The sequence below is a fragment of the Spirillospora sp. CA-294931 genome, from assembly GCF_050946795.1.
GTDB lineage: Bacteria > Actinomycetota > Actinomycetes > Streptosporangiales > Streptosporangiaceae > Spirillospora.
The window spans coordinates 9,036,013-9,055,824 of record NZ_CP192006.1 but is presented as its reverse complement, the minus strand read 5'-3'; the positions used below and the strand labels follow the sequence as shown (position 1 = coordinate 9,055,824).

The following is a 19,812-nucleotide window of genomic DNA, read 5'->3' as shown; positions in this document are numbered from 1 at the left end:
CGCCGGGGCCTCCCTTCAGCTTCAGCAGCCGCTGAGCATCGACGAGAGCGCCGACTTCTCGGCCGAGTCGGCCGAGAGCCCGTAGGTGTACTTCACGTGCACCCAGGAGCGGGCGTACATGCAGTGGAAGGTCGTCCGGGACGGCTTCCACTCGGCCGGGTCCTGGTCGCCCTTGGACTGGTTGACGTTGTCGGTGACCGCCCAGAGCTGCGCGATGCTCAGGTCGTTGGCGAACTGCTGGCGCCGGGAGGTCGTCCAGGAGCTGGCGCCCGAACGCCACGCCTCGGCGAGCGGGACCATGTGGTCGATGTCGATGTCCGATGCCACGGTCCAGGTGGCGCCGTCATACGGGGAGTACCAGCGGCCCGAGGTCGGGTAGCAGTCCGAGCCGGTCACCACGCTCGTGCCGTCCCGCTTCAGGACGGTCTCGCGCGTGTTGCAGGTACCGGAGATCGTGATCCAGTGCGGGAACTTGTCGCGGCTGTAGCCCGTGCTCGATCCCTCCGCCGCCGTGCGGATCGCCGACAGATGCGACCGCGAGGTCGGTCCGTCCGGCGGGGTGGGCGGGGCGGCCAGCGCGGACGAGGCGGGAACGGCGACGAACGCCGTCGCCAGGCTCGCGATCACGGCCGCGGCGGGGAGAAGTCTCATGGTCGCACCTTCCGGTCGATCGGACCCCCGAGCTCCCTCAGCATCCCCCGAATCCCTCAAATCCGGATGTATCGAAGGTTAAGAGCAAAAAGGAAAATGGCCCTTATATCTGGCCATTAGGAAGGGCGTGAGAACGGTCCATGGAATGGCGCGGCCGGTCACCTGCGCGGACGGGGAATACGGCGACCCCCTCGGTGGTTGCCGCAAGATAGTTGAAACTTCCACCAGTTGGGATCTGCCATGCAGTTCGGTCTCTTCAGCGTCGGGGACGTCACCACGGACCCGACCAACGGGCGCACCCCCACCGAGGCGGAGCGGATCAAGGCCATGGTCGCCATCGCGCTGAAGGCCGAGGAGGCCGGGCTCGACGTCTTCGCCTCCGGCGAGCACCACAACCCGCCGTTCGTGGTCTCCTCGCCCACCACGATGCTGGCCCACATCGCCGCCCGCACCGAGCGGCTGATCCTCTCGACGGCCACCACCCTGATCACCACCAACGACCCGGTGAAGATCGCCGAGGACTTCGCCGTCCTGCAGCACCTGGCCGACGGCCGCGTCGACCTCATGATGGGACGCGGCAACACCGGCCCCGTCTACCCCTGGTTCGGCAAGGACATCCGCGACGGCATCGAGCTCGCGGTCGAGAACTACAACCTGCTGCACCGCCTCTGGCGTGAGGACGTCGTCGACTGGGAGGGACGCCACCGCACCCCGCTGCAGTCGTTCACCTCAAGCCCGCGCCCCCTGGACGGCGTCCCGCCCTTCGTCTGGCACGGCTCCATCCGCAGCCCCGAGATCGCCGAGCAGGCCGCGTACTACGGCGACGGCTTCTTCGCCAACAACATCTTCTGGCCGAAGGAGCACTTCCAGCGCCTGATCGCCCTCTACCGCCGCCGCTACGAGCACTACGGCCACGGCGACGCCGACCAGGCCATCGTCGGTCTCGGCGGCCACATCTTCATGCGCCCGAACTCCCAGGACGCCGTCCGCGAGTTCCGCCCCTACTTCGACAACGCGCCGGTTTACGGGCACGGGCCGTCGATGGAGGACTTCATGGCCGAGACCCCGCTCACCGTCGGCAGCCCCCAGCAGGTCATCGACCGGACGCTGACGTTCCGCGACCACTTCGGCGACTACCAGCGCCAGTTGTTCCTCGTCGACCACGCGGGCCTTCCCCTGGAGACCGTCCTGGAGCAGATCGAGATCCTCGGCAGCGAGGTCGTCCCCGTCCTGCGCAAGGAGTTCGCGCTGCTCAAGCCCGCCCACGTCCCGGACGCCCCCACCCACCAGTCCCTCCTGGCCGCCCGGAAGGTGCCCCGATGACCCGCCTGGCCGTCGTCTCCGCCGGCCTGGGCCAGCCGTCCTCCACCGGCCTGCTGGCCGACCGGCTGGCCCGGGCCACCGCGCAGGCCCTCCGCGACGATGCCGAGATCACCACCATCGACCTGCGCGACCACGCCCACGCCGTCATGGACCACCTGCTGACCGGCTTCCCGGGGGCGTCGCTGCGTCCGGCCCTGGAGGCCGTCGAGCGGGCGGACGGCCTGATCGCCGTCACCCCGGTCTTCAACGCCTCCTACAGCGGCCTGTTCAAGTCGTTCTTCGACGTGCTGGACCGCGACAGCCTGGACGGCACGCCCGTCCTCCCCGCCGCCACCGGCGGCACCGCCCGCCACTCCATGGTCATCGACCATGCGCTCCGTCCCATGTTCGCCCACCTGAGAGCGACCCTGACCCCCACAGCGGTCTTCGCCGCCACCGAGGACTGGGGCAACGACCGGGCCCTCCCCGCCCGGATCACCCGAGCCGGTGGCGAACTGGCGTCGCTCATCGAGGCCCGTCCCGCACTCGCCACCCGCGACCCGTACGAAGACCCGATCCCCTTTGCCCGCCTGCTCTCCAACGACCCCGCCTAGCCCCCCTAGACGCGGGGCTAGCGGACGTTGCGGGGGCGGAACTGCACGCTGATGCGCGGCCCGGTGGCCTTGGCGCTCTTGGGGACGGCGTGCTCCCAGGTCCGCTGGCAACTGCCGCCCATCACCAGCAGATCCCCGTGCCCCAGCGCGAAACGCAGCGTCGGGCCGCCGCCCTCCCGAGGCCGGAGCGCCAGGGCCCTCGGCGACCCGAGCGAAACGATCGCGACCATCGTGTCTTCGCTGCGCCCCCGCCCGATGGTGTCTCCATGCCACGCGACGCTGTCGCGCTCGTCCCGGTAGTAGCACAGCCCGGCCGTCACGAACGGCTCGCGCAAGTCCGCCGCGTAATGAGCACTCAACGCGTCCCGAGCCCTTTCCAGGACGGGATCGGGGAGTGCGGCACTCTCGTCGTAGAAGCACTGGAGCCGCGGCACGTCGACCACCCGCTCGTACATCCGGCGCCGCTCGGCCTTCCACGGGACGGCGTCCCGCAACCGCTCGAACAGCCCGTCCGACCCGGAGACCCAGCCCGGTCGCACATCGATCCAGGCGCCATGGGCCAGCGGCGTCCGCCGCACGGTCTCCCCGAGAGCCCCGAGATCGGCCTCGTCGGCGCAGTCGAGAAGCGACCCTTGGAACCCAGCATCCATGGGCCCACCCTACCCCCGTGTGTCAAACATATGTTCGACTACCGTGTGTCCATCTCCATCCGCGTGACCCCGGCGACGACACGGTGGAACGCGTCGCCAGAGCCGGAGTCCCGGGCCTCGACCGCCAGGCAGAGCGCCGCCAGCCGGATCGTCGTCGCGGTGGTGGCGGTGAGCGGTTCGCGCCCGGTGAAGACCGGCACCGCGATCTCTTCGAGGCGTTCCGCGGCAGTACGCGCCCACGACGCCTCGTCTATCGCGCCGCGGCCGTCGCGGACGTCATCGGCCAATTCCTCCGGCGCGGGTTCGCCTCTCCGTTCCACTCGCGCCGCATCGACCAGAACCTCGGTGACCCGGCGCCGCCACGCACGTTCTGGAGCGTGCGTGAAAAGGGAATAACGGAGCTGGTAGAACACACCGCGTTTGAAAACGCGCTCCAAGGCCCGATCCAGCAAATACGGGCCGGGCTTGCCCCGCCCTAGATCCCGAGGAAGGGAACGGAGCGAATTATCGGCCTCCGATCTGTCGGCCTGCCACTCGTCCCACAATTTCCCGGCCCGCTCCTGATCGATGTAGGTGTCGGGATCGGTGGCTCCGCTGTACCTCGCGTAAGCGTCGTTGCCTCGTTGTATCGCCCTGGTCAGCCGGTCGACCGAGGTGACCGCGTCGGTGAGGTCGCGTTCGATGTCGTGGTCGAGAGCCAGGCCGCGCGTCAGCAAACGGGAGGTCGGGCTCGCCACCGCGAGTTCCCCTTCGGCGTCGCAGTCGGAAATGACGTCCTTCGCGACCCACAGGGAATGCCGGTCACGATGATGCCGGAGATCATCGACAACGCGAATCAGCAGGAGCCTGGCGAGTACCGGCGCCATGCGGTCGACATCGGCGCCGAGATGCTCGGCGAGTGCGGTGCGGTCAATTCCACGCGGGCGATCCATATCGGTCCCATTCGCGGCGACGAAGGTCAGGCTCCCGGGCCGCCGATGGCGGGGCCTTGGGGCCAGAGGGCGGCCAGTTGGGTCGGGGTCAGCGGCTCCCGGTAGGCCGTTCGCAGGACGGCGCTCCGGGTGGCCTGGTCGGCATCGGCGAGGTGGACGAACCAGTCGAATCCCGCCGGGTAGGCCCACAAGTAGGAGCGGAGCTGGGGGTCGACCCCCCGGTCCTTGAGGAGGTCGGCGATCGCGGCGTCACTGACCCACGGCAAGCGCGCGCGGGCGTGGGCGGCGAGGTCGGCGATCGGCGTCCCCTGGTTCAGGGCGCGGTGGAGTTCGGATCGGACGAGCAGGTTGTAGTGGTCGAACTTCGTCCGGGTGATCAGGGGTTCGTCATCGGGGGCGACGAAGAGCGGCAGGGCCATCGCCAGCCCCTCCAAGAGGACCTGCTGAGGCGCGTGCACGGACGTCAGGCGCACCCACGGGACGTCTTCGGCCGCCGCCCGGGCGGACCAGCTCGCCCCCTGAAGCCCATGGCCGAGCACCTCGTGCAGCGCGAACTGGCGGGCGGCGACCTTGGTGAACCTCGCCCTGCGGAGGTTGATCCGGACCCGGACCCGGTGGCCCGCGCCGTCCAGCCAGTAGAACCAGTACGCGTCCACGTCGGTGGTCTCGACGGTCAGCTCGTACCCGCGTCGCTGCCGGTCGCCCCGCGCACGGCGGACTCGTGGTCGGCGGCGGCCTCGCGGATGGCGTCGGACGCGTCCGCGATGTCCATGGGTCCTTCGAACTCGTGCAACTCCTCGGCGGTCTCGGGGCCCCAGCCGATGCCCACGGCGGCGAGCGCCTGCCTGGCCTCCTCACCGCGCCGTGCGACGTATGCCTCCGGCCACCCGGCCGCGCCGCACCCCTGCGTGGCCGAGATGTAGTCGGCGAGCGGCGGACGCTCCCCGAGAATCGCGCCGAGATAGGCCAGGTCGGCCGTCAACCTGCTGATCAGGTCGGCGTTGCCGTCCTTCTCGGCCCGCTTCAGGAGCTCGGTGAGGCGGCGATGGACGGCGAGCCGGTCGCCGGCGGGTTCGATCTCGGCGTCGGTGGGGTGGCAGTCGAAGTCGATGATCTCTGGGGAGCCGCGCCCGACCTCGTACGCGTGCCAAGCTCGAAGGACCGTCTCGATCTCGTCACGCAGTTCCACAGATCACATCCAAATCGAAGTCACTATCGGACCCGGGTGAGGCGCTCACCCGTCAAGGTCATCATGACGGGAAACGGGCGATATCGCCCCCCTTGTTCTCTCTTGGTCGCCCTGCCGTTCGCGTGCCCGTCCTGTCGGGTTGAAGCTTGGGTGAAGAAGCTTGAGCGGAGACCGTGGGCGCTGTTAGCTTCAGCCGGTGGACGACATGCGTGCACGTGCGGAGACGATCGAGGAGTTCGCGGCGGCTCTGCGGGAGCTGCGCAACTCGGTCGGCAATCCACCTTTCCGGGAGATGTCCGGCCGGTCGGGGGCGATCTCCCACACGACACTGCACGAGGCCACCAAGGGAAACCGGCTCCCGAGCTGGGGAACCACCGCCGAGTTCGTCAAGGCCTGCGGCGCGGACCCGGCCGACTACCGCGAACGCTGGGAAAGGGCGAACCTCGCGGTCAGGTCGGTGAGCCCCGAAAACGGCGCGGCCCTCGCGAACACTTCTCCCACGATCACCGCCGAGCGGCTCCCGGCCCCCCAGCCGCCCGGCGAGTCCCCGGCAGCGCCGCCATCACCCGCCGCAAATGACGTCCCCGAGCGGAGCGGCCGGCGGCGACTCGTCGCGGCCGTGCTCGCGGCCGCTGCCGTGGGGACGGTGATCCTCGGCGTCGCCATCGCCAAGCGCGGCTCAGGATCCGACGGGAACGGCCAGACCTCGTCCACCCGACCGTCAAAGGCCGCGCTTTCCCCGGCCGACTGCCCGGTGCGCGCGTCCAACCCGGCGCTGGCCCAGCCCGCGCACAAGGGAGACGCGGCCACGTTCATCGCGGACGTCACGCTCCCCGACTGCACCCGCGTCGGCGCGGGCAAGACCGTGACCAAGGTATGGCGGCTCAAGAACGCCGGGACCGTGCCATGGAAGGGCTATTCGCTGCGCCGCCTCGACCTCCCGCAGCGCGCCGATCAATGCCAGACCATCTCCGACGTCCCGATCAACGACACCCCACCCGGCCAGATGGTCGACATCCGGGCCGACATCATCACCCCGAAGAACCCAGGCCTGTGCTACGTGCGGTTCAAGATGGTGGACGCCTCCGGAGGCGTCGCCTTCCCCGGGAGCCGTCCGGTCAACTTCCAGATCATCGTCCAGACACTCGCGTTCCCCGCCGTGCAGACCACGGCGGGGAACTAGAGCCGGGGATCAGCTGAGAACGATCCCCCGGTAGTAGGCCTTGAGAATCCTGGAGTAGGTCCAGCCCGCGTTGGCCTTGTCGCGCGAGCCGTACTGCGACATCCAGTCACCGTCGACCCACGCGCCGCACGCCGTCGTCGTCGCGCAGTACTGGGCCTGCATGATCTTGCCGCCCCGGGTCATCCGGGTGCCCCACGTCGCGTCCACCGCCGCGCTCGTCGACGCCTTCGCCGAGCCGGGCTTGTAGACCTGGCTGGAGGTGTTGTCGTAGACGTCGAAGCACTGGCCCCACGACGTCTTGCGCGTCGAGTGCAGCGCCCAGTACCAGCCGTAGCTCTTGACGGCCACCGCTCCGGCCCTGAGCGACTCCCTCGGCCAGCTCGTCACCCACTCGTTGGGCAGGACGTTCTTGACGTAGGTCTTGAACGCCACCCGGTCCACGCGCTTGGCGGAGACCCGGTACACGAGGATCGTCGTGGGCAGCTTGCTGTGCGTCCCGTCGGTCTTGCACCCTGTGGACGGAGGCGTGGAGCCCAGCAGCCGATGCGAGGCGTTCTGGTTCTTCAGCCCGGAGTTCAGGTTCCCCTTGGCCCCGGCCTTGAAGTCCTGAGACCGTCCGCCGTAATTGCTGTTGAAGTAGACCCGAACGGTCTTCCCACTGCGGTTCCAGACAGAAGCCGCGTGGTTCTTGACACACGTCCCCTTGCCGGCCCCCGCGCTCTTGAAGTCGTAGCAGGAAGGCTGCTTGGCGCCGTAGTCACCCACCGATCCGGTGAAGTCCGACACCGACCCCTTGTTGTCGCTGTTGTAGTAGTAACAGAACTCGCCGCTCTCGCACACACCATTGCGCGTGGCCGCCGAGGCCGGCGATGCGAGGACCGTCCCGCCGAGTGCCATCACCGCGGTCGCCGCGGTCAGGCACGAGATCAGCCGTGCGTTCACAGTCGTCCCTTCCAGGTCAGCGGACGTTGTAGCCCTGGGACTGCCAGAACTTGGTCGGGTTCGGGTTCTGGAGGTGCGGGTCGCCGACGCTCTTGGCGGCGTGCGTCTGCCGTCCGGGCCGCATCTCGACATGGGTGTGCGCGGCCGAGCTGCTCGACACCCCGCGCCACGACTCGTCGGCGATGACCTGGCCCTTGTTGATCTGCTGGCCCACCCGCAGCGAGGACGCCGGAGCCGAGTGCAGGTAGATCACCGTCTTGTTCAGCGAGGCGTTGTAGATGGAGATCGTCGACAGACCCCCGCTACCGGTGGCGCCGCGCGCGATGTAGATGACCTTGCCGCTCACCAGGGCGTGGACATCGGAGCCCACGCCCCGAGCGATGTCGATCCCCTCGTGCCGTCCCGGAGTGCTCGTGTAACCGTCGAACCCGCAGGTGATCCGCCCACCGCTGATCGTGTACAGCGAGAACGACATGTTCTTGCGCGACGACGGCGAGAACTGGTGCGAGGCGTTCTGGTTCTTCAGCCCGGAGTTCAGGTTCCCCTTGGCCCCGGCCTTGAAGTCCTGGTACCGCCCGCCGTAATTGCTGTTGAAGTAGACCCGAACGGTCTTCCCGCTTCTGTTCCAGACAGAAGCCGCGTGGTTCTTGACGCACGTTCCCTTGCCGGCTCCGGCGCTCTTGAAGTCGTAGCAGGAGGGCTGCTTGGTCCCGTAGTCACCGATCGATCCGGTGAAGTCCGACACCGACCCCTTGTTGTTGCTGTTGTAGTAGTAACAGAACTCGCCGGTCTCGCACACACCATTGCGCGTGGCCGCCGAGGCCGGCGACGCGAGAACGGTCGCGACCGCCCCGCCGACCGCGATCGCGGCGGTCGCCGCGGGAAGGATCCTGTTGAGCCTTTTCATGCCGATCTCCTTTTCTCTGCGGAACCTGGAATTCGGATGGTCAGCGGCGCTTGTACTCCTCCCAGGTGCGGATGGTCACCTTCGGCCCGTCGTCCGGCCCCCGATTGGCGAGCCCGTTCCGTCCGAGGTAGTAATCACCGACCTGGTGCTGAGCCTGCCCAGACAAATCGGTGTCGTTGATGGCGGCGGCATGAATATGCCAAGGCCAATTGCCCTGCGCGGGACTCCGCACCCAAGCGGCAAACCCAACCCGCCGCAGTTCCCGGGCGACCACGGTCCGAGTGGCGGCGCTCATCCCCTTGACCGAGATGTCGACGACCCCGCCCCCGTCATGAGTGCCCGCCGACGTAGGGTCACCCCCGGGGTTGTAAGACCCCTGCTCCAGCACGAGATTGCGACCCAACAGCCGCTTGGCCTCGGCGAGCATGCTCCGCGTCCGAGCATTGAGGACAAAGCCCCCCGTGGACGCCCGAGTCCCGGGCTCGATCACGTTCGTCACCCTGAACCGTCCGGCCCCGAGCTTGACCAGCGACTTCTTCCCCGGCAGCCCGTTGGTCCCGAGCCCGGTGAACCCGAGCGACCTCTGATACTTCGTATAAGCGGCGACCGTCTCGCTGCCGAAGTACCCGTCCACCCATTTCTTGTCGAGCAGCCGCCGATCCTTCAACGCCCGCTCCACAAGCAGCACGCTGCCCTTGGCCCCGGGCGTCAACGTGTCATCCGCCCGCCGCGGATCAATCTGGGCGGCCTTGACGGTCACTTCCATATTCACGCTGGGAAGTTCGGCCGACCTCACAGCCGCCCCCGTCACGAAAGGCAGCAGAGCGGCCGCCGTGAGAGCAGTGGCATAAGCGGGGAGCTTCATGACTTCTCCTGGTTGCAGGCGCTGGGAGCGATGCCCACGCTCACCGATCACCCGCGCCCACACAAGAAGAGAGCTGTTGTCAGCTTGTCCGCCACCCACTCCCGAACAGCCCAAACACCCCCCGGACGCGCGAGCGCCACCCACGACCAGGCCCGTCGTCATGCCGAGCCGCCCGCGCCCCACCCAAGATCGACGTCCACAGAGAAAGAAGGACCCCGCCGGTAACGCCCCACGCCACCAATCGGACATGCCAAAGACGCGAGCGAGTTTCTAACTGAGTCGACAGAGGAACGGACCCATTGGCTCAGGCCCCCTCAAGTTGCTCCAAGTTCCCCACCAAATCAGGAAGCGTCCGCAGAACCCGCGGATCAACGCTCCTACGGATGAGAGCGGCCTCCTCGTCCCCACGCTGCCCGTCGAGGATGACGACGACGAACTCGGGCGAACCGTGGATGCCACCCCGACGCGCCGTCGCGGTCATCGCAATGCAGACACGGGCCATCGCACTGTCGTGCGCCGACTCAAGCGCGGCCATCGCCGCGTCCTTGTCGGAAGCGTCCGCCAGATACTCCTCGCTCAAACGGGGATACCAAGGCGCCATCACCTCGGTCACGCCGTCCAGAACGTCCCACCGCCACTCCGGCGGGACGAACCGCGTCGAGCACCCATACGACTCATGCACCGCCGCCTCACTGTTGACGGCAAGAGCAGGCGGCAGAATCTGAATGTCATCCACATAGAAAAGATGGAAGGCCGCGGCATAAATCCGCTCACCCGGATGTGCCGCCGCAAGTTCGGCCAAGCTCCGGCACCCGACATCATGCCAAGCGGCCTCAAAAGCACCCCAATCCACCACCGCATGCTAGCGACAATCGCGAAACATACGAACGCCGCCATACAAGCAATCCCAACCAGATCCAGAGGATCGCCAAGGCCGGACGCCCCTCCCAACCCAGCGATCCCCCCCGGGGCCCTAGGGCTCCTGCCCCACCCGGTCGACGACCGCGACCTTGAGGTTGACGCTCTGGAACCGAACCTTGCCCGTCTTCGTATCGATGGTCCGTGACCCAAGGAATCGATAGGTCCTCGCGTCAAAGATCAACTCCTGCCGGTTGCCCTGCCAGGTCGGCCCGACGCCGATGCCCTTGCGCCCGACCGCGTCCACCACATTCCGGGTGACCGTGACGCCCGGAATCCGCGCGGCGGCCCTGAACATCGCCGCCAGCGCCGCCGGTGGGACGTAAGCCTCACGGATGGTGTCACCCACCGTTATGAACGCCTGTACGTCCTGCGGGTTGTCGCCGTCGCTGTTCTTGTAGAGCCATTTGCGCATGGCGTCCGGGCTGGTCGGCAGGCCCGACCGAAAGGCAGGGCTGCCGTAGTGACAGCCCTCCGGCGGGTTGGGCCCCGAATCGGCCTCGTCACCAGTCGGCTCGGAGCAAAGCCAGGTCCGCTCCCACGGCCGGGCCTTGGCCGGGTCCAGAATGTCCTTGTTCAACAGCAGCCCTGCCTGCCGTTCATAGTCGACCGGCAGCCAGACCTTCCGATGGTCGCCCTGGGCCGGAGTGACCATCCGGTCACCCTCGGCGAGCCCGCGCTCCTTCGACTCCACGTACACAAACTGCCCAAGCCGAGGCTTGAGGTCAGGAGCAGCAGCGGCAGTGTTGGCGGCCAGCACGAAGGTCCGTTCCGCGTCACCGTCCAGCGTCCGTTGCCAACCGTCGGAGCCACTCCCACCAGGCGTGACGACCACGAGAACGGCAGCGAGCCCGGCAAGAGCAAGGGCCCCCACACCTCCGAGCACGAGCCGCCGCCTTGGCAACGTCCGCCGTTGCGCAGCGGCCTCCGCAAGCAGATGGCCACGCCGCACCTCGTGGTGCCCGGTTGGCATGTCCTGAGCGGTCGGGGGCGGAGTCTGATCGATCACGAGGTTTCCTCCGTGTAGCGCGCTGTGGGCAGGTCACCCTTCCTATGTCCGGACTCGCGAAGCCGTTGCCGAGCGCGCGAAAGCCGTGAACGGACCGTCCCCACCGTGACACCCAGCGCCGCGGCGGCCTCCTGATAACCCAGCCCCTCCCACACGCACAGCGCGAGGATCTCCTGATCCGCCTTGGACAGATGCCTGATCGACTCAAGGACCCGGCGGACCTCCCGCTCCATGTCCAGACGCGCCGCGGCCTCCTCCGCGTCATCGGGCGGAGGAGGCAGCGCGGGCAACCGAGCCATCGCGGCCCGATGTCGGCGCAGACTCCGGCGATGGTTGTGCAGGACGTTGTTGGCCACCCCGTACAACCACGGCAACAGCGTGTCGGAGGCGAGCCGCACCTTCCCGCGCCGTCGCCACGTCTCAAGGAAGACCACCGAGGTCAGATCCTCCGCCGCCGACCAGTCCGCGGTCCGCCGGAAGCAGTAGTTGTAGACGGTCTTCGAGTGCCGGTCGAACAACAGACCAAAGGCATGCTCGTCACCCGCCTGGGCCCGAGCCCACAAGTCGGTATCGGAGAGGGTTTCCAGGGTCATGACCGCCTAATGTCCGCTCACGAAGCCCGGTTCCCTCCGACCTCCCCAAACCAAGCAACCCCCGCTCGGTCGGGGCGAGCTCCCACGCGTCTGCTCCCACCGGTGTACTGATTGTTCGACCGCTCGATGCAGCAACGTGGCGCGGTCCTTTGGAAGGTCCGCCTCTGGTGCGTTGGCGCAGATGAGCGCAAGCAGGATAGCCAGCAGCGGTACCGTGAGGAGGTGGTCGTGGTGGTGCTTGTTTATCCAGGCACGTCGTGTCGTCAACCACGCATCTCGATCGGCCCCAGGCACGCGTGTCTCAGCGCACGCAGCCAGAACACGGTCGACGGTCTCGCTGAACGATGGTCAGGCCGTGCGCGAGTTCGTCAGCCAAGTAATCCGCCAACGCAACACGTTGATCGTCACTGACCACATCCCTTGTAGCCCCGGCGACCATGCCATCGGTGGTCAAACGCTCAGGCTGCTGTGCCATCAACCGCGGCAACGCCACTGGTATGAGGTCGTCGACGACAACCGGGGGGAGCTCCTCGGCCAGCAGACTAAGGTCGATCCGTCCAGCATCTGCCTTCAACCGGTCGCGATAAGCGCCAACAGCGGCCAAACGCGACGCCGCCCGCATGCCCGCTGGACCACCTTGTCTGCAATGACAGTCACGCCAGCGAGGTTCAAGGACCTGATCCAGTCGTCAATGCCGCTGCCTGCCCGGCTCATCACAGCCTCCCGGTAACCATGCGGCCATGGGATGTTACCGACATCCCACAGAACGCAGGTTCTCTGCTTGGATGATCAACAGAAACTGACAGCCATACTGCGGGCGCTCGTGCAGCAGTTTCCGGCTGACTTGCCTTGCTTCGATCGCTTAGAGGGGGCTCACACCGCATGTCAGCGAGCTTGCAGCAGGTCATGGCGCGATGCCGAACGCGTGACGACATCCTGCCGATGCGGCTCTGCGGCCGCCGTGTCAGCTTTGCCATGTCACCTCAGTAAAAGTAACCTCGTCGAGCAACGAACGGTGATGTAGTTTCCCCGGTGCCTCGACGAGCGGAAGGTCAGCAAGTGAATAGTGACAAGCGCAGAGCAGTCGTGCTGCTCAGCGGAGGCCTGGACTCAACCACTGTCCTTGCAATCGCCCGCGCGGAAGACTACGAGACCTACGCGCTGAGCTTCCGGTACGGGCAGCGCCACACTGAAGAACTCGACGCGGCCAAGAAGGTCGCGGCTGAGTTGGGGGCCGCCCAGCACGTGATCGCAGACATCAACCTGGCCGTCTTCGGCGGATCCGCCTTGACGGATAACGCTCTCGCTGTGCCGCATCACGAGAGCGTCAACGACGTGAGCGCGGACGAGATCCCGATCACCTATGTACCGGCGCGGAACACCATCTTCCTCTCCTTCGCGCTCGCCTGGGCGGAGACGCTCGGCTCTTCAGATGTCTTCATCGGGGTGAACGCGATGGACTACAGCGGGTACCCGGACTGCCGTCCCGAGTACATCGAGGCCTACGAGCGCATGGCCAACCTGGCGACCAAGGCCGGCGTGGAGGGCACCCAGCAGCTCAAGATCCACACGCCGCTGATCGAACTGACAAAAGCCCAGACCATCCAGCGCGGCCTCGACCTGGGGGTGGACTACTCCTGGACCCACAGTTGCTATGACCCCGTCGACGGTCGCGCCTGCGAGACCTGTGACTCGTGCCTGCTGCGGGAGCGGGGCTTCGCTGAACTTGGTTTGCCGGATCCTTCCTTCTCCTCAGCGACCGCCTGACCGCGGAGATGTACAGAGTTAAGGAGATCTTCTACACGCTGCAAGGCGAGGGTAGTCATGCAGGGCGACCTTCTGTGTTCTGCCGGTTCACCAGTTGCAACTTGTGGACGGGTCGCGAAAAGGACCGGCATCGAGCCATCTGCCAGTTCTGCGATACCGACTTCGTCGGGACGGACGGGCCGGGTGGCGGGCGGTTCAGCACTGCCGTCGACCTGGCCGCTGCGGTGGCCAAGACTTGGCAGGGACAGTCACATCCTCGTAGCCGGCCTTACGTAGTTTGCACGGGCGGAGAGCCATTGCTTCAACTGGATGCCGAGGCGCTCGACGCCCTGCATGCCGAGGGCTTCGAGGTCGCCATCGAGACCAACGGCACCCGTCCGGCTCCTGACGGGATCGACTGGATCTGCGTGAGTCCGAAGGCCGGCACCGAATTGGTTGTGAGATCTGGGAACGATCTAAAACTGGTCTACCCCCAGGTCGGAGCGGAACCAGAATGCTTCGAAGACCTTGACTTCGCTCGGTTCATGCTACAGCCGATGGACGGCCCTGACCTGGTGGCCAACACCCAGGCGGCGGTCGAGTACTGCCTAGAGCACCCCCAATGGTACTTGAGCGTCCAGACACACAAGACCCTGGGGATTCGGTGATGGAGATCTTCCGCGAGTTCACGTTCGAGGCCGCTCATCGGCTTCCGAATGTAGCGACCGGTCACAAGTGCGCGAGGCTCCATGGGCACAGTTACCGCGTGGAGGTCCACGTGAGCGGCGATGTCGACCCGGCCACCGGATGGCTCATGGACTTCGCCGAGATCAAGGCCGCATTCAAGCCGCTCCAGGACCAGCTTGATCACTACTACCTCAACGAAGTCCCGGGGCTTGAGAACCCGACCAGCGAGGTTCTCGCCAGGTGGATCTGGGAACGCTTGACCGACCAGTTGCCGCTCTCCGCGATCGTGGTGCGTGAGACTTGCACCTCGGGTTGCATCTACAGGGGCGAAGCATGAGGCTCGAGGACGTGCAAGCGGCCTCGGACTCTCGTGGGATCCCGCTCGATGAGGTCGGTGTAGAAGGCCTTCGCTATCCGGTTCTTGTAGCCGACGGACAGGGGGCAAAACGAGAAACTGTCGCCACAGTCGCGATGTCGGTGAGTCTCGGAGCGGAGGTAAAGGGCGCGCACCTGAGCCGCTTCATCGAAGTGCTCCACGGCTCCCGAGACCAGTTGAGCCCCCAGAACGTGACCAGTATCGCGGACGATCTTCGCCAGCACATGGGCACTGCCTCCGCCCATGTCCAAATGTCATTCCCATACTTCCTAGAACGCGAGGCCCCGGTCACCGGTGCTCGAGCATTCGTCGAGTACACCTGCGCGGTGGCCGCCTCCAGCGGCCCTCAGGGTGCCTCGATGGTCCTGAGCGCGGATGTACCGGTCACTAGTGTCTGCCCATGCAGCAAGGCGATCAGTGATCGTGGGGCTCATAACCAGCGTGGCCACATCACCATCGACGTCAAGCCTGCGGAACACCCGACGGATCTCTGGTTCGACGAACTCATCGGGATCGCGGAAGCAGCGGCATCCTCGCCTGTCTACGCGTTGCTGAAGAGACCTGATGAACGTCACGTGACCATGGCGGGCTACGACAATCCTGTCTTTGTAGAGGACATGGTCCGCAACGTCGCCCAGGTACTGGCCGCCTCGGACCGTATCCGCCTGTACCGCGTTCGGGCTGTCAACGACGAGAGCATCCACAACCATGAGGCCTATGCGGCGGTGTCCTGGACGGCCCCGACTGGGCGGGTCTGAGCATGGCGGACGGCACAGGCCGAGTTAAGCCGACCGTGCATGTAGTGGTCACCTGCGCGAACCGGAAACGTCAGGCGGTTGCTGAGCGGCTCCGGCTCCGCAATCTCGATGTCGACGATCTCGAAGGGCGCTGCACCGAATGGGTGAAGCGATTGTCTTTCGGCTCCCCCAGTGTGCCGGCCGGCCAAATGTACGCGGGTGAGCATTGGCAAGTGGCTAAGACGTTGGCTAAGACCGCTGGCTCAAATGCATCCCTATGGGTCTGCTCAGCCGGCTACGGACTGATTTCCGACGAAGCCCCGATCGACGCATACGCGGCGACGTTCGCCGTTGGTCAAGAAGATTCGGTCGCCGAGAACACTGAGGGAACCCGTCGATGGTGGTCCGGGCTGACGTCTTGGACGGGCCCCCAGCCGGGGCAGCCCCGCTCATTCACCGAACTCGCCACACGCGACCCGTACTCGGTCATCATCGCTGTTTTGTCCGAGGCCTACCTTCGTGCGTGCTCCGATGACCTCAGCCAGGCGGCCTCCCAGTTGAAAGACAGTGACAACCTCTCGATCATCGGGCCGGGCGGTCGTTGTCAGGAGATCGACAGTCTTGTCGTCCCGGTCACCGCGGCCCTCAGGCCCGCCATCGGCGGAAGCCTCCTGTCCCTCAACGTTCGTGCGGCGACCCGCGTGCTGGCTGCCTCCCGCGACAACGGAGTTCCCTTCCGCCGTTCCCATCTGTCCCGTCTCATGGCTGAAGCCACAGCCGCGGCCCCCAAGGAAGTCGGACGACGACCACCGGGGACTAGGCTCACCGACGAGGAAGTACGCAGCTTCATCCGTGGTTTCCTCGGCCTGGGCCCGACCTCAGCTACTCGCTTGCTGCGCCAGTTGCGTGCCTCCGGTCAATCATGTGAGCAGGCGCGCTTCAAAGCGCTGTTCAACGAGGTCGCTTCTTCCTCCGGGATCATGTTCTGATGGCGGCCAGGAACAAGCCTCCGGAAACGGAGGTCCGTGCCCTCCGGATCGTTCAGGCGGAGGAGTACCCCCTCTTTGTATTCATGCTCCGCGCCCATGATGTCCTGCGGTTCGCCGACATCTCCCGCGTGAGTCGCGATGAGGCCGGAAAGCTGATCGGCTATCAGCGGCCGGAGGTGCGCAAGCACGTCCAGGAGATCGTGGACTACTTGGACAGCGATGCGCCGATCCTGCCTAACCCCATCATCATGGCGCTGTCCGCGCAGGTGCGTTTCAGGAGCACCCGTGGTGGTAATCGGCATATCGACGATGGTGTCTGCGACACGGGAAGGCTCATCATCCCGATGCCTCAGGAGGGTAAACCCAAGCCCGCCTGGATCGTCGATGGGCAGCAACGCGCCCTCGCGCTCGCGAAGGCTCGGCGGCAGGACTTCCCGGTGGTGGTGATGGCGTTTGTCGCCGAGACGGTCCGGTTGCAGCGCGACCAGTTCGTCCGGATCAACAACACCAGGCCGCTTCCTCGCGGACTGGTCACCGAACTGCTTCCCGAGGTCGACAGCCCGCTTCCGACTCGCTTGCAGATACAGAAGGCTCCATCCAGCCTGTGTGACGTCCTGAACACTGATGAGAACTCGCCGTTCTTCGGGATGATCAAGAGACCTTCAACGGCACGGCGCAAGCAGGCGAAGGCGGTCATCACCGACACCGGCGTCGTGGACATGATCAAAGAAAGCCTGATGTCGTCCGCCGGATGCTTGTTCCCGTATCGGGATCTAGGACGCAACGAGACCGATTTCGACGGGATCATCCAGGCTCTGTTCATCTACTGGTCGGCTGTGCGAGACACCTTTCCCGACGCGTGGGGCAAGCCGCCGGAGAAGAGCCGGCTGATGCATGGCGCCGGGATCAAAGCCATGGGCCGACTCATGGACCGGGTCCTGGGGACAGTCGATCCACTGCGGCCGGACGCGCCCGACCAGGTCCGGCGGCACCTTGCCCTGGTCGCCCCCCACTGCCGATGGACAGCCGGTTCGTGGGAGGATCTGGGGCACCGCTGGAACGAGATTGAGAACACGCGCAGGCAAGTGACAGAGCTCTCCAATCACCTGATCCGCGTCTACCAGAACGCCCGCAGGGAGCTCTCGTGAGGTTCTACTTCCCCGACAGCCAAGACCAGGTCAGCCCGACCTACGATTTCCTCAACGAGGAGTACTCCCCCCACCGGGTCCGGCAGCGAGACGATAGATACGCGCACGAGGTTCTGAACCCTCAACCTTATGACGGAGTCCTTGTAAGTAAGGCGATCGTCGACGGTTCGGTCAAGGGTTCCGGGAAGTACTCGATGCCGCAGCGAGAGCGGCTCCACCGGTTCGGCGTTTCCAAATTTTTCCGGCTCCCGGATAATGTAGCCACAATGGGGGATTGTGGCGCATTCAACTATGTGGATGAGGAAGTACCCCCCTACAGTGTTGATGAAGTTCTGGACTTCTACGAGCGTTGTGGATTCGACTCCGGGATCAGCATTGATCATGTCATTTTCGGCTATGACCCCGACGTTTCAGACGCAGAAGTGAACCCCGCGTGGGTAGGCCGTCGGCAGATCTCACTCCGGTACGCCGAAGATTTTCTTGCCGGGGTGCAGGCGAGGGGATGCAAGATCGAAGCGATCGGGGCCGCTCAGGGGTGGAGTCCGGCGAGTTACGCCGACAGTGTCATGCGCCTTCAGGAGATCGGTTACCAAAGGATCGCCCTGGGTGGCATGGTCCCTCTAAAGACCGATGACATTCTCGCTTGCCTCAAAGAGATCGACGCGGTGCGGCGCCCGGAGACCGAGTTGCACCTGCTCGGTATTACACGAGTCGGCTCGATCGAGGAGTTTGCGCAGTCTGGAGTAACCAGTTTCGACAGCACGGCGCCATTCCGGCAGTCGTTCAAGGACGATCGCAACAACTACCACACGCTTACCGAGAAATTCTCTGCCATCCGGGTGCCGCAGGTGGACGGCAATCCCGCTCTCAAACGCCGGATACTGTCAGGGGCGGTGTCACAGCCCCTGGCGAAGGCTGCGGAGCGCGAATGCCTCAAACGGCTTCGCGGCTACGACCGAAATCCCGGGCTCCTGGACGATGTCATCGATATACTCGGCGAGTACGAGCAACTCGTCGACCCGGAGAAAAGGAGTCGTCTCGCCGCTTATCAGCGGACCCTGGAGGCGGCGCCATGGAAAACCTGTGAATGCACCCTCTGCCGTAAGTGCGGAATCGAGATCATTATCTTCCGGGGAACTGAGCGAAACAAGAGTCGAGGGTTTCATAACCTCGCTATCTTCAATCGCAAGGTCCGGAACGTCGTCCAGTCGTCTGTGCGGGAGAACTGACTAATGGCCGATAGCTACACGCTTCGACTCCCTGCGCTGGAGATCAAGCAAGGTTCGCGGAGCATCTACTGTTTTGCGGTGGACGGTAAGCGGCTGCATGAATTCGCGGCGGTTTCCCGTATCAGTCGCGATGACCAGGAGAAGTTGCACGGCTATCAGCGGCCAGAGGTGGCTAGCCACATCCGTACGATCCGCCGGTACCTGGAGTCGGGAGACGCTATGCTGCCGAACTCCATCGTCCTCGCGTTCGACGGCCGGGTCAGGTTTGAACCCAGCACGGCCGAGCGACCTGGGCAGGATGCCAGTCCCGCCTACTCCACTCCTGGTGATCTGATCGTTCCGGTGGATGAGACGCTGAGCGACGAAGAGAAGCCGGCGTGGATCGTGGATGGCCAGCAACGCAGCGCCGCCATCAGAGAGGCCGATATCGGGGAGTTCCCGGTCGCCGCCGTGGCCTTCATCGCCGAGGACGAGACCGAACAGCGCGCCCAGTTCATCCTGGTCAACAACACCAAGCCGCTGCCCAAGGGCCTCATTCACGAACTATTGCCCGACACCACAGGACACCTGCCGCCCTCCTACGCCCGTCGGCAACTTCCCGCGATATTGATGACGCGCCTCAACGGAACGTTCAGCGGTCCTTTCTACCGCGCCATTGCGACGCCCACCTCGGCTGGCGGTTATATCAAAGACAACAGCATCCTGAAGATGATCGAACACAGCCTCTATGAAGGTGCCCTCTACCAGTACCGGGACCCTCGCGACGGCTCAGGCGACGTCGACCAGATGCTGCTGCACCTGATCTCCTATTGGGCAATCGTGCGGGAGTTGTTCCCAGAGGCGTGGGAACTGCCTCCCAAGAAATCGCGGCTGACCCACGGGGCGGGGATCCAAGCCATGGGGTTCGTCATGGACCACCTTACGGAACAACTGCCCGCCCACAATGTCGGCACACACGTGGTTCGCGACGCGCTGGCGCGCATCAAGCGGGCCGCTGCCTGGACCTCGGGCAGTTGGGACTTCGGGGACGGTGAAGAACGCAAGTGGAACAGCCTCCAGAACACTCCCAGCGACGTCCGCTATCTCACCAACGGCCTTATCCGCCTCGTCGACCAGCAGATCCTCTTCTGATACCGAGGGTCCTT

General features: G+C 65.5%; 23 protein-coding genes. 12 read left to right on the top strand and 11 right to left on the bottom strand.

Features of this window, described 5'->3' with window-relative positions:
• Positions 1-21: 21 nt before the first annotated feature.
• Positions 22-651 carry an HNH endonuclease family protein gene (locus ACQPY4_RS41070; protein ID WP_433330717.1) on the bottom strand — a complete coding sequence of 210 codons (630 nt, stop codon included), beginning with the start codon at positions 649-651 and terminating at the stop codon, positions 22-24.
• Between the two features lie 240 nt (positions 652-891).
• Here ACQPY4_RS41070 and ACQPY4_RS41065 point away from each other — a divergent pair, with 240 nt between their 5' ends.
• The gene (locus ACQPY4_RS41065) at positions 892-1,974 is read left to right on the top strand and encodes an LLM class flavin-dependent oxidoreductase (RefSeq protein ID WP_433330715.1); all 1,083 of its coding nucleotides are present in this window, start codon (positions 892-894) and stop codon (positions 1,972-1,974) included.
• Positions 1,971-2,567, top strand: a complete 597-nt coding sequence (locus ACQPY4_RS41060; RefSeq protein ID WP_433330713.1) for an FMN reductase — start codon at positions 1,971-1,973, stop codon at positions 2,565-2,567. Before ACQPY4_RS41065 ends, ACQPY4_RS41060 begins: the two co-directional genes overlap by 4 nt.
• 17 nt (positions 2,568-2,584) lie before the next feature.
• Here ACQPY4_RS41060 and ACQPY4_RS41055 read toward each other — a convergent pair whose 3' ends face one another.
• Genes ACQPY4_RS41055 through ACQPY4_RS41040 form a run of 4 tightly spaced genes read right to left on the bottom strand, consistent with a single transcriptional unit; the run spans position 2,585 to position 5,338 of the window.
• Positions 2,585-3,217 (bottom strand): alpha-ketoglutarate-dependent dioxygenase AlkB, encoded by a 633-nt coding sequence (locus ACQPY4_RS41055; RefSeq protein WP_433330711.1) that lies wholly within the window; start codon positions 3,215-3,217, stop codon positions 2,585-2,587.
• 38 nt (positions 3,218-3,255) lie between these two features.
• A complete protein-coding gene (locus tag ACQPY4_RS41050) occupies positions 3,256-4,149 on the bottom strand; it encodes a hypothetical protein (RefSeq protein ID WP_433330709.1) in 894 nt (297 codons plus the stop codon).
• A gap of 26 nt (positions 4,150-4,175) precedes the next feature.
• Positions 4,176-4,805 carry a hypothetical protein gene (locus ACQPY4_RS41045; RefSeq protein WP_433330707.1) on the bottom strand — a complete coding sequence of 210 codons (630 nt, stop codon included), beginning with the start codon at positions 4,803-4,805 and terminating at the stop codon, positions 4,176-4,178.
• 17 nt (positions 4,806-4,822) lie between these two features.
• The gene (locus tag ACQPY4_RS41040) at positions 4,823-5,338 is read right to left on the bottom strand and encodes a hypothetical protein (protein WP_433330706.1); all 516 of its coding nucleotides are present in this window, start codon (positions 5,336-5,338) and stop codon (positions 4,823-4,825) included.
• A gap of 205 nt (positions 5,339-5,543) precedes the next feature.
• Between ACQPY4_RS41040 and ACQPY4_RS41035 the strand changes: the two genes are divergently transcribed.
• Positions 5,544-6,521 carry an NBR1-Ig-like domain-containing protein gene (locus ACQPY4_RS41035; protein WP_433339228.1) on the top strand — a complete coding sequence of 326 codons (978 nt, stop codon included), beginning with the start codon at positions 5,544-5,546 and terminating at the stop codon, positions 6,519-6,521.
• Positions 6,522-6,530: 9 nt separating this feature from the next.
• Here the strand turns inward: ACQPY4_RS41035 and ACQPY4_RS41030 are convergent, their stop codons facing one another.
• The 6 genes from ACQPY4_RS41030 to ACQPY4_RS41005 form a co-directional block, all read right to left on the bottom strand.
• Positions 6,531-7,463, bottom strand: coding sequence for a SpoIID/LytB domain-containing protein (locus ACQPY4_RS41030; RefSeq protein ID WP_433330704.1), 933 nt, complete (start codon positions 7,461-7,463; stop codon positions 6,531-6,533).
• Between the two features lie 16 nt (positions 7,464-7,479).
• On the bottom strand, positions 7,480-8,370 hold the full coding sequence (locus tag ACQPY4_RS41025; RefSeq protein ID WP_433330702.1) for a peptidase inhibitor family I36 protein: 891 nt from the start codon (positions 8,368-8,370) through the stop codon (positions 7,480-7,482).
• A gap of 40 nt (positions 8,371-8,410) precedes the next feature.
• Positions 8,411-9,235: a peptidoglycan-binding domain-containing protein gene (locus ACQPY4_RS41020; protein WP_433330700.1), complete on the bottom strand. Its 825-nt coding sequence runs from the start codon at positions 9,233-9,235 to the stop codon at positions 8,411-8,413.
• Between the two features lie 304 nt (positions 9,236-9,539).
• On the bottom strand, positions 9,540-10,037 hold the full coding sequence (locus ACQPY4_RS41015; protein WP_433330698.1) for a hypothetical protein: 498 nt from the start codon (positions 10,035-10,037) through the stop codon (positions 9,540-9,542).
• Positions 10,038-10,208: 171 nt separating this feature from the next.
• Positions 10,209-11,162: a CU044_5270 family protein gene (locus ACQPY4_RS41010; protein ID WP_433330696.1), complete on the bottom strand. Its 954-nt coding sequence runs from the start codon at positions 11,160-11,162 to the stop codon at positions 10,209-10,211.
• Positions 11,159-11,755: an RNA polymerase sigma factor gene (locus ACQPY4_RS41005; protein ID WP_433330694.1), complete on the bottom strand. Its 597-nt coding sequence runs from the start codon at positions 11,753-11,755 to the stop codon at positions 11,159-11,161. The genes ACQPY4_RS41010 and ACQPY4_RS41005 overlap by 4 nt, the downstream gene beginning before the upstream one ends.
• Positions 11,756-12,110: 355 nt before the next feature.
• Between ACQPY4_RS41005 and ACQPY4_RS41000 the strand changes: the two genes are divergently transcribed.
• The 9 genes from ACQPY4_RS41000 (at position 12,111) to dbpB (ACQPY4_RS40960) (ending at position 19,798) form a co-directional block, all read left to right on the top strand.
• Entirely contained in the window at positions 12,111-12,485 is a 375-nt protein-coding gene (locus ACQPY4_RS41000; RefSeq protein ID WP_433330692.1) for a hypothetical protein, read from the top strand.
• Between the two features lie 329 nt (positions 12,486-12,814).
• Complete coding sequence (gene queC, locus ACQPY4_RS40995; protein ID WP_433330690.1) at positions 12,815-13,522, top strand: 7-cyano-7-deazaguanine synthase QueC; 708 nt, start codon at positions 12,815-12,817, stop codon at positions 13,520-13,522.
• An 8-nt stretch (positions 13,523-13,530) separates the two neighbouring features.
• Positions 13,531-14,169, top strand: coding sequence for a 7-carboxy-7-deazaguanine synthase (gene queE, locus ACQPY4_RS40990; protein ID WP_433330688.1), 639 nt, complete (start codon positions 13,531-13,533; stop codon positions 14,167-14,169).
• Positions 14,124-14,525 carry a 6-carboxytetrahydropterin synthase QueD gene (gene queD / locus ACQPY4_RS40985; RefSeq protein ID WP_433330686.1) on the top strand — a complete coding sequence of 134 codons (402 nt, stop codon included), beginning with the start codon at positions 14,124-14,126 and terminating at the stop codon, positions 14,523-14,525. Before queE ends, queD begins: the two co-directional genes overlap by 46 nt.
• The gene (gene folE2, locus ACQPY4_RS40980) at positions 14,522-15,322 is read left to right on the top strand and encodes a GTP cyclohydrolase FolE2 (protein ID WP_433330684.1); all 801 of its coding nucleotides are present in this window, start codon (positions 14,522-14,524) and stop codon (positions 15,320-15,322) included. Before queD ends, folE2 begins: the two co-directional genes overlap by 4 nt.
• A gap of 2 nt (positions 15,323-15,324) precedes the next feature.
• Positions 15,325-16,290, top strand: coding sequence for a hypothetical protein (locus tag ACQPY4_RS40975; protein ID WP_433330682.1), 966 nt, complete (start codon positions 15,325-15,327; stop codon positions 16,288-16,290).
• Entirely contained in the window at positions 16,290-17,438 is a 1,149-nt protein-coding gene (gene dbpB, locus ACQPY4_RS40970; RefSeq protein ID WP_433330680.1) for a DGQHR domain-containing protein DpdB, read from the top strand. The genes ACQPY4_RS40975 and dbpB (ACQPY4_RS40970) overlap by 1 nt, the downstream gene beginning before the upstream one ends.
• Complete coding sequence (gene dpdA, locus ACQPY4_RS40965; protein WP_433330678.1) at positions 17,435-18,667, top strand: tRNA-guanine transglycosylase DpdA; 1,233 nt, start codon at positions 17,435-17,437, stop codon at positions 18,665-18,667. Before dbpB (ACQPY4_RS40970) ends, dpdA begins: the two co-directional genes overlap by 4 nt.
• 3 nt (positions 18,668-18,670) lie before the next feature.
• Complete coding sequence (gene dbpB, locus ACQPY4_RS40960; RefSeq protein ID WP_433330676.1) at positions 18,671-19,798, top strand: DGQHR domain-containing protein DpdB; 1,128 nt, start codon at positions 18,671-18,673, stop codon at positions 19,796-19,798.
• The last annotated feature ends 14 nt before the right edge of the window (positions 19,799-19,812 follow it).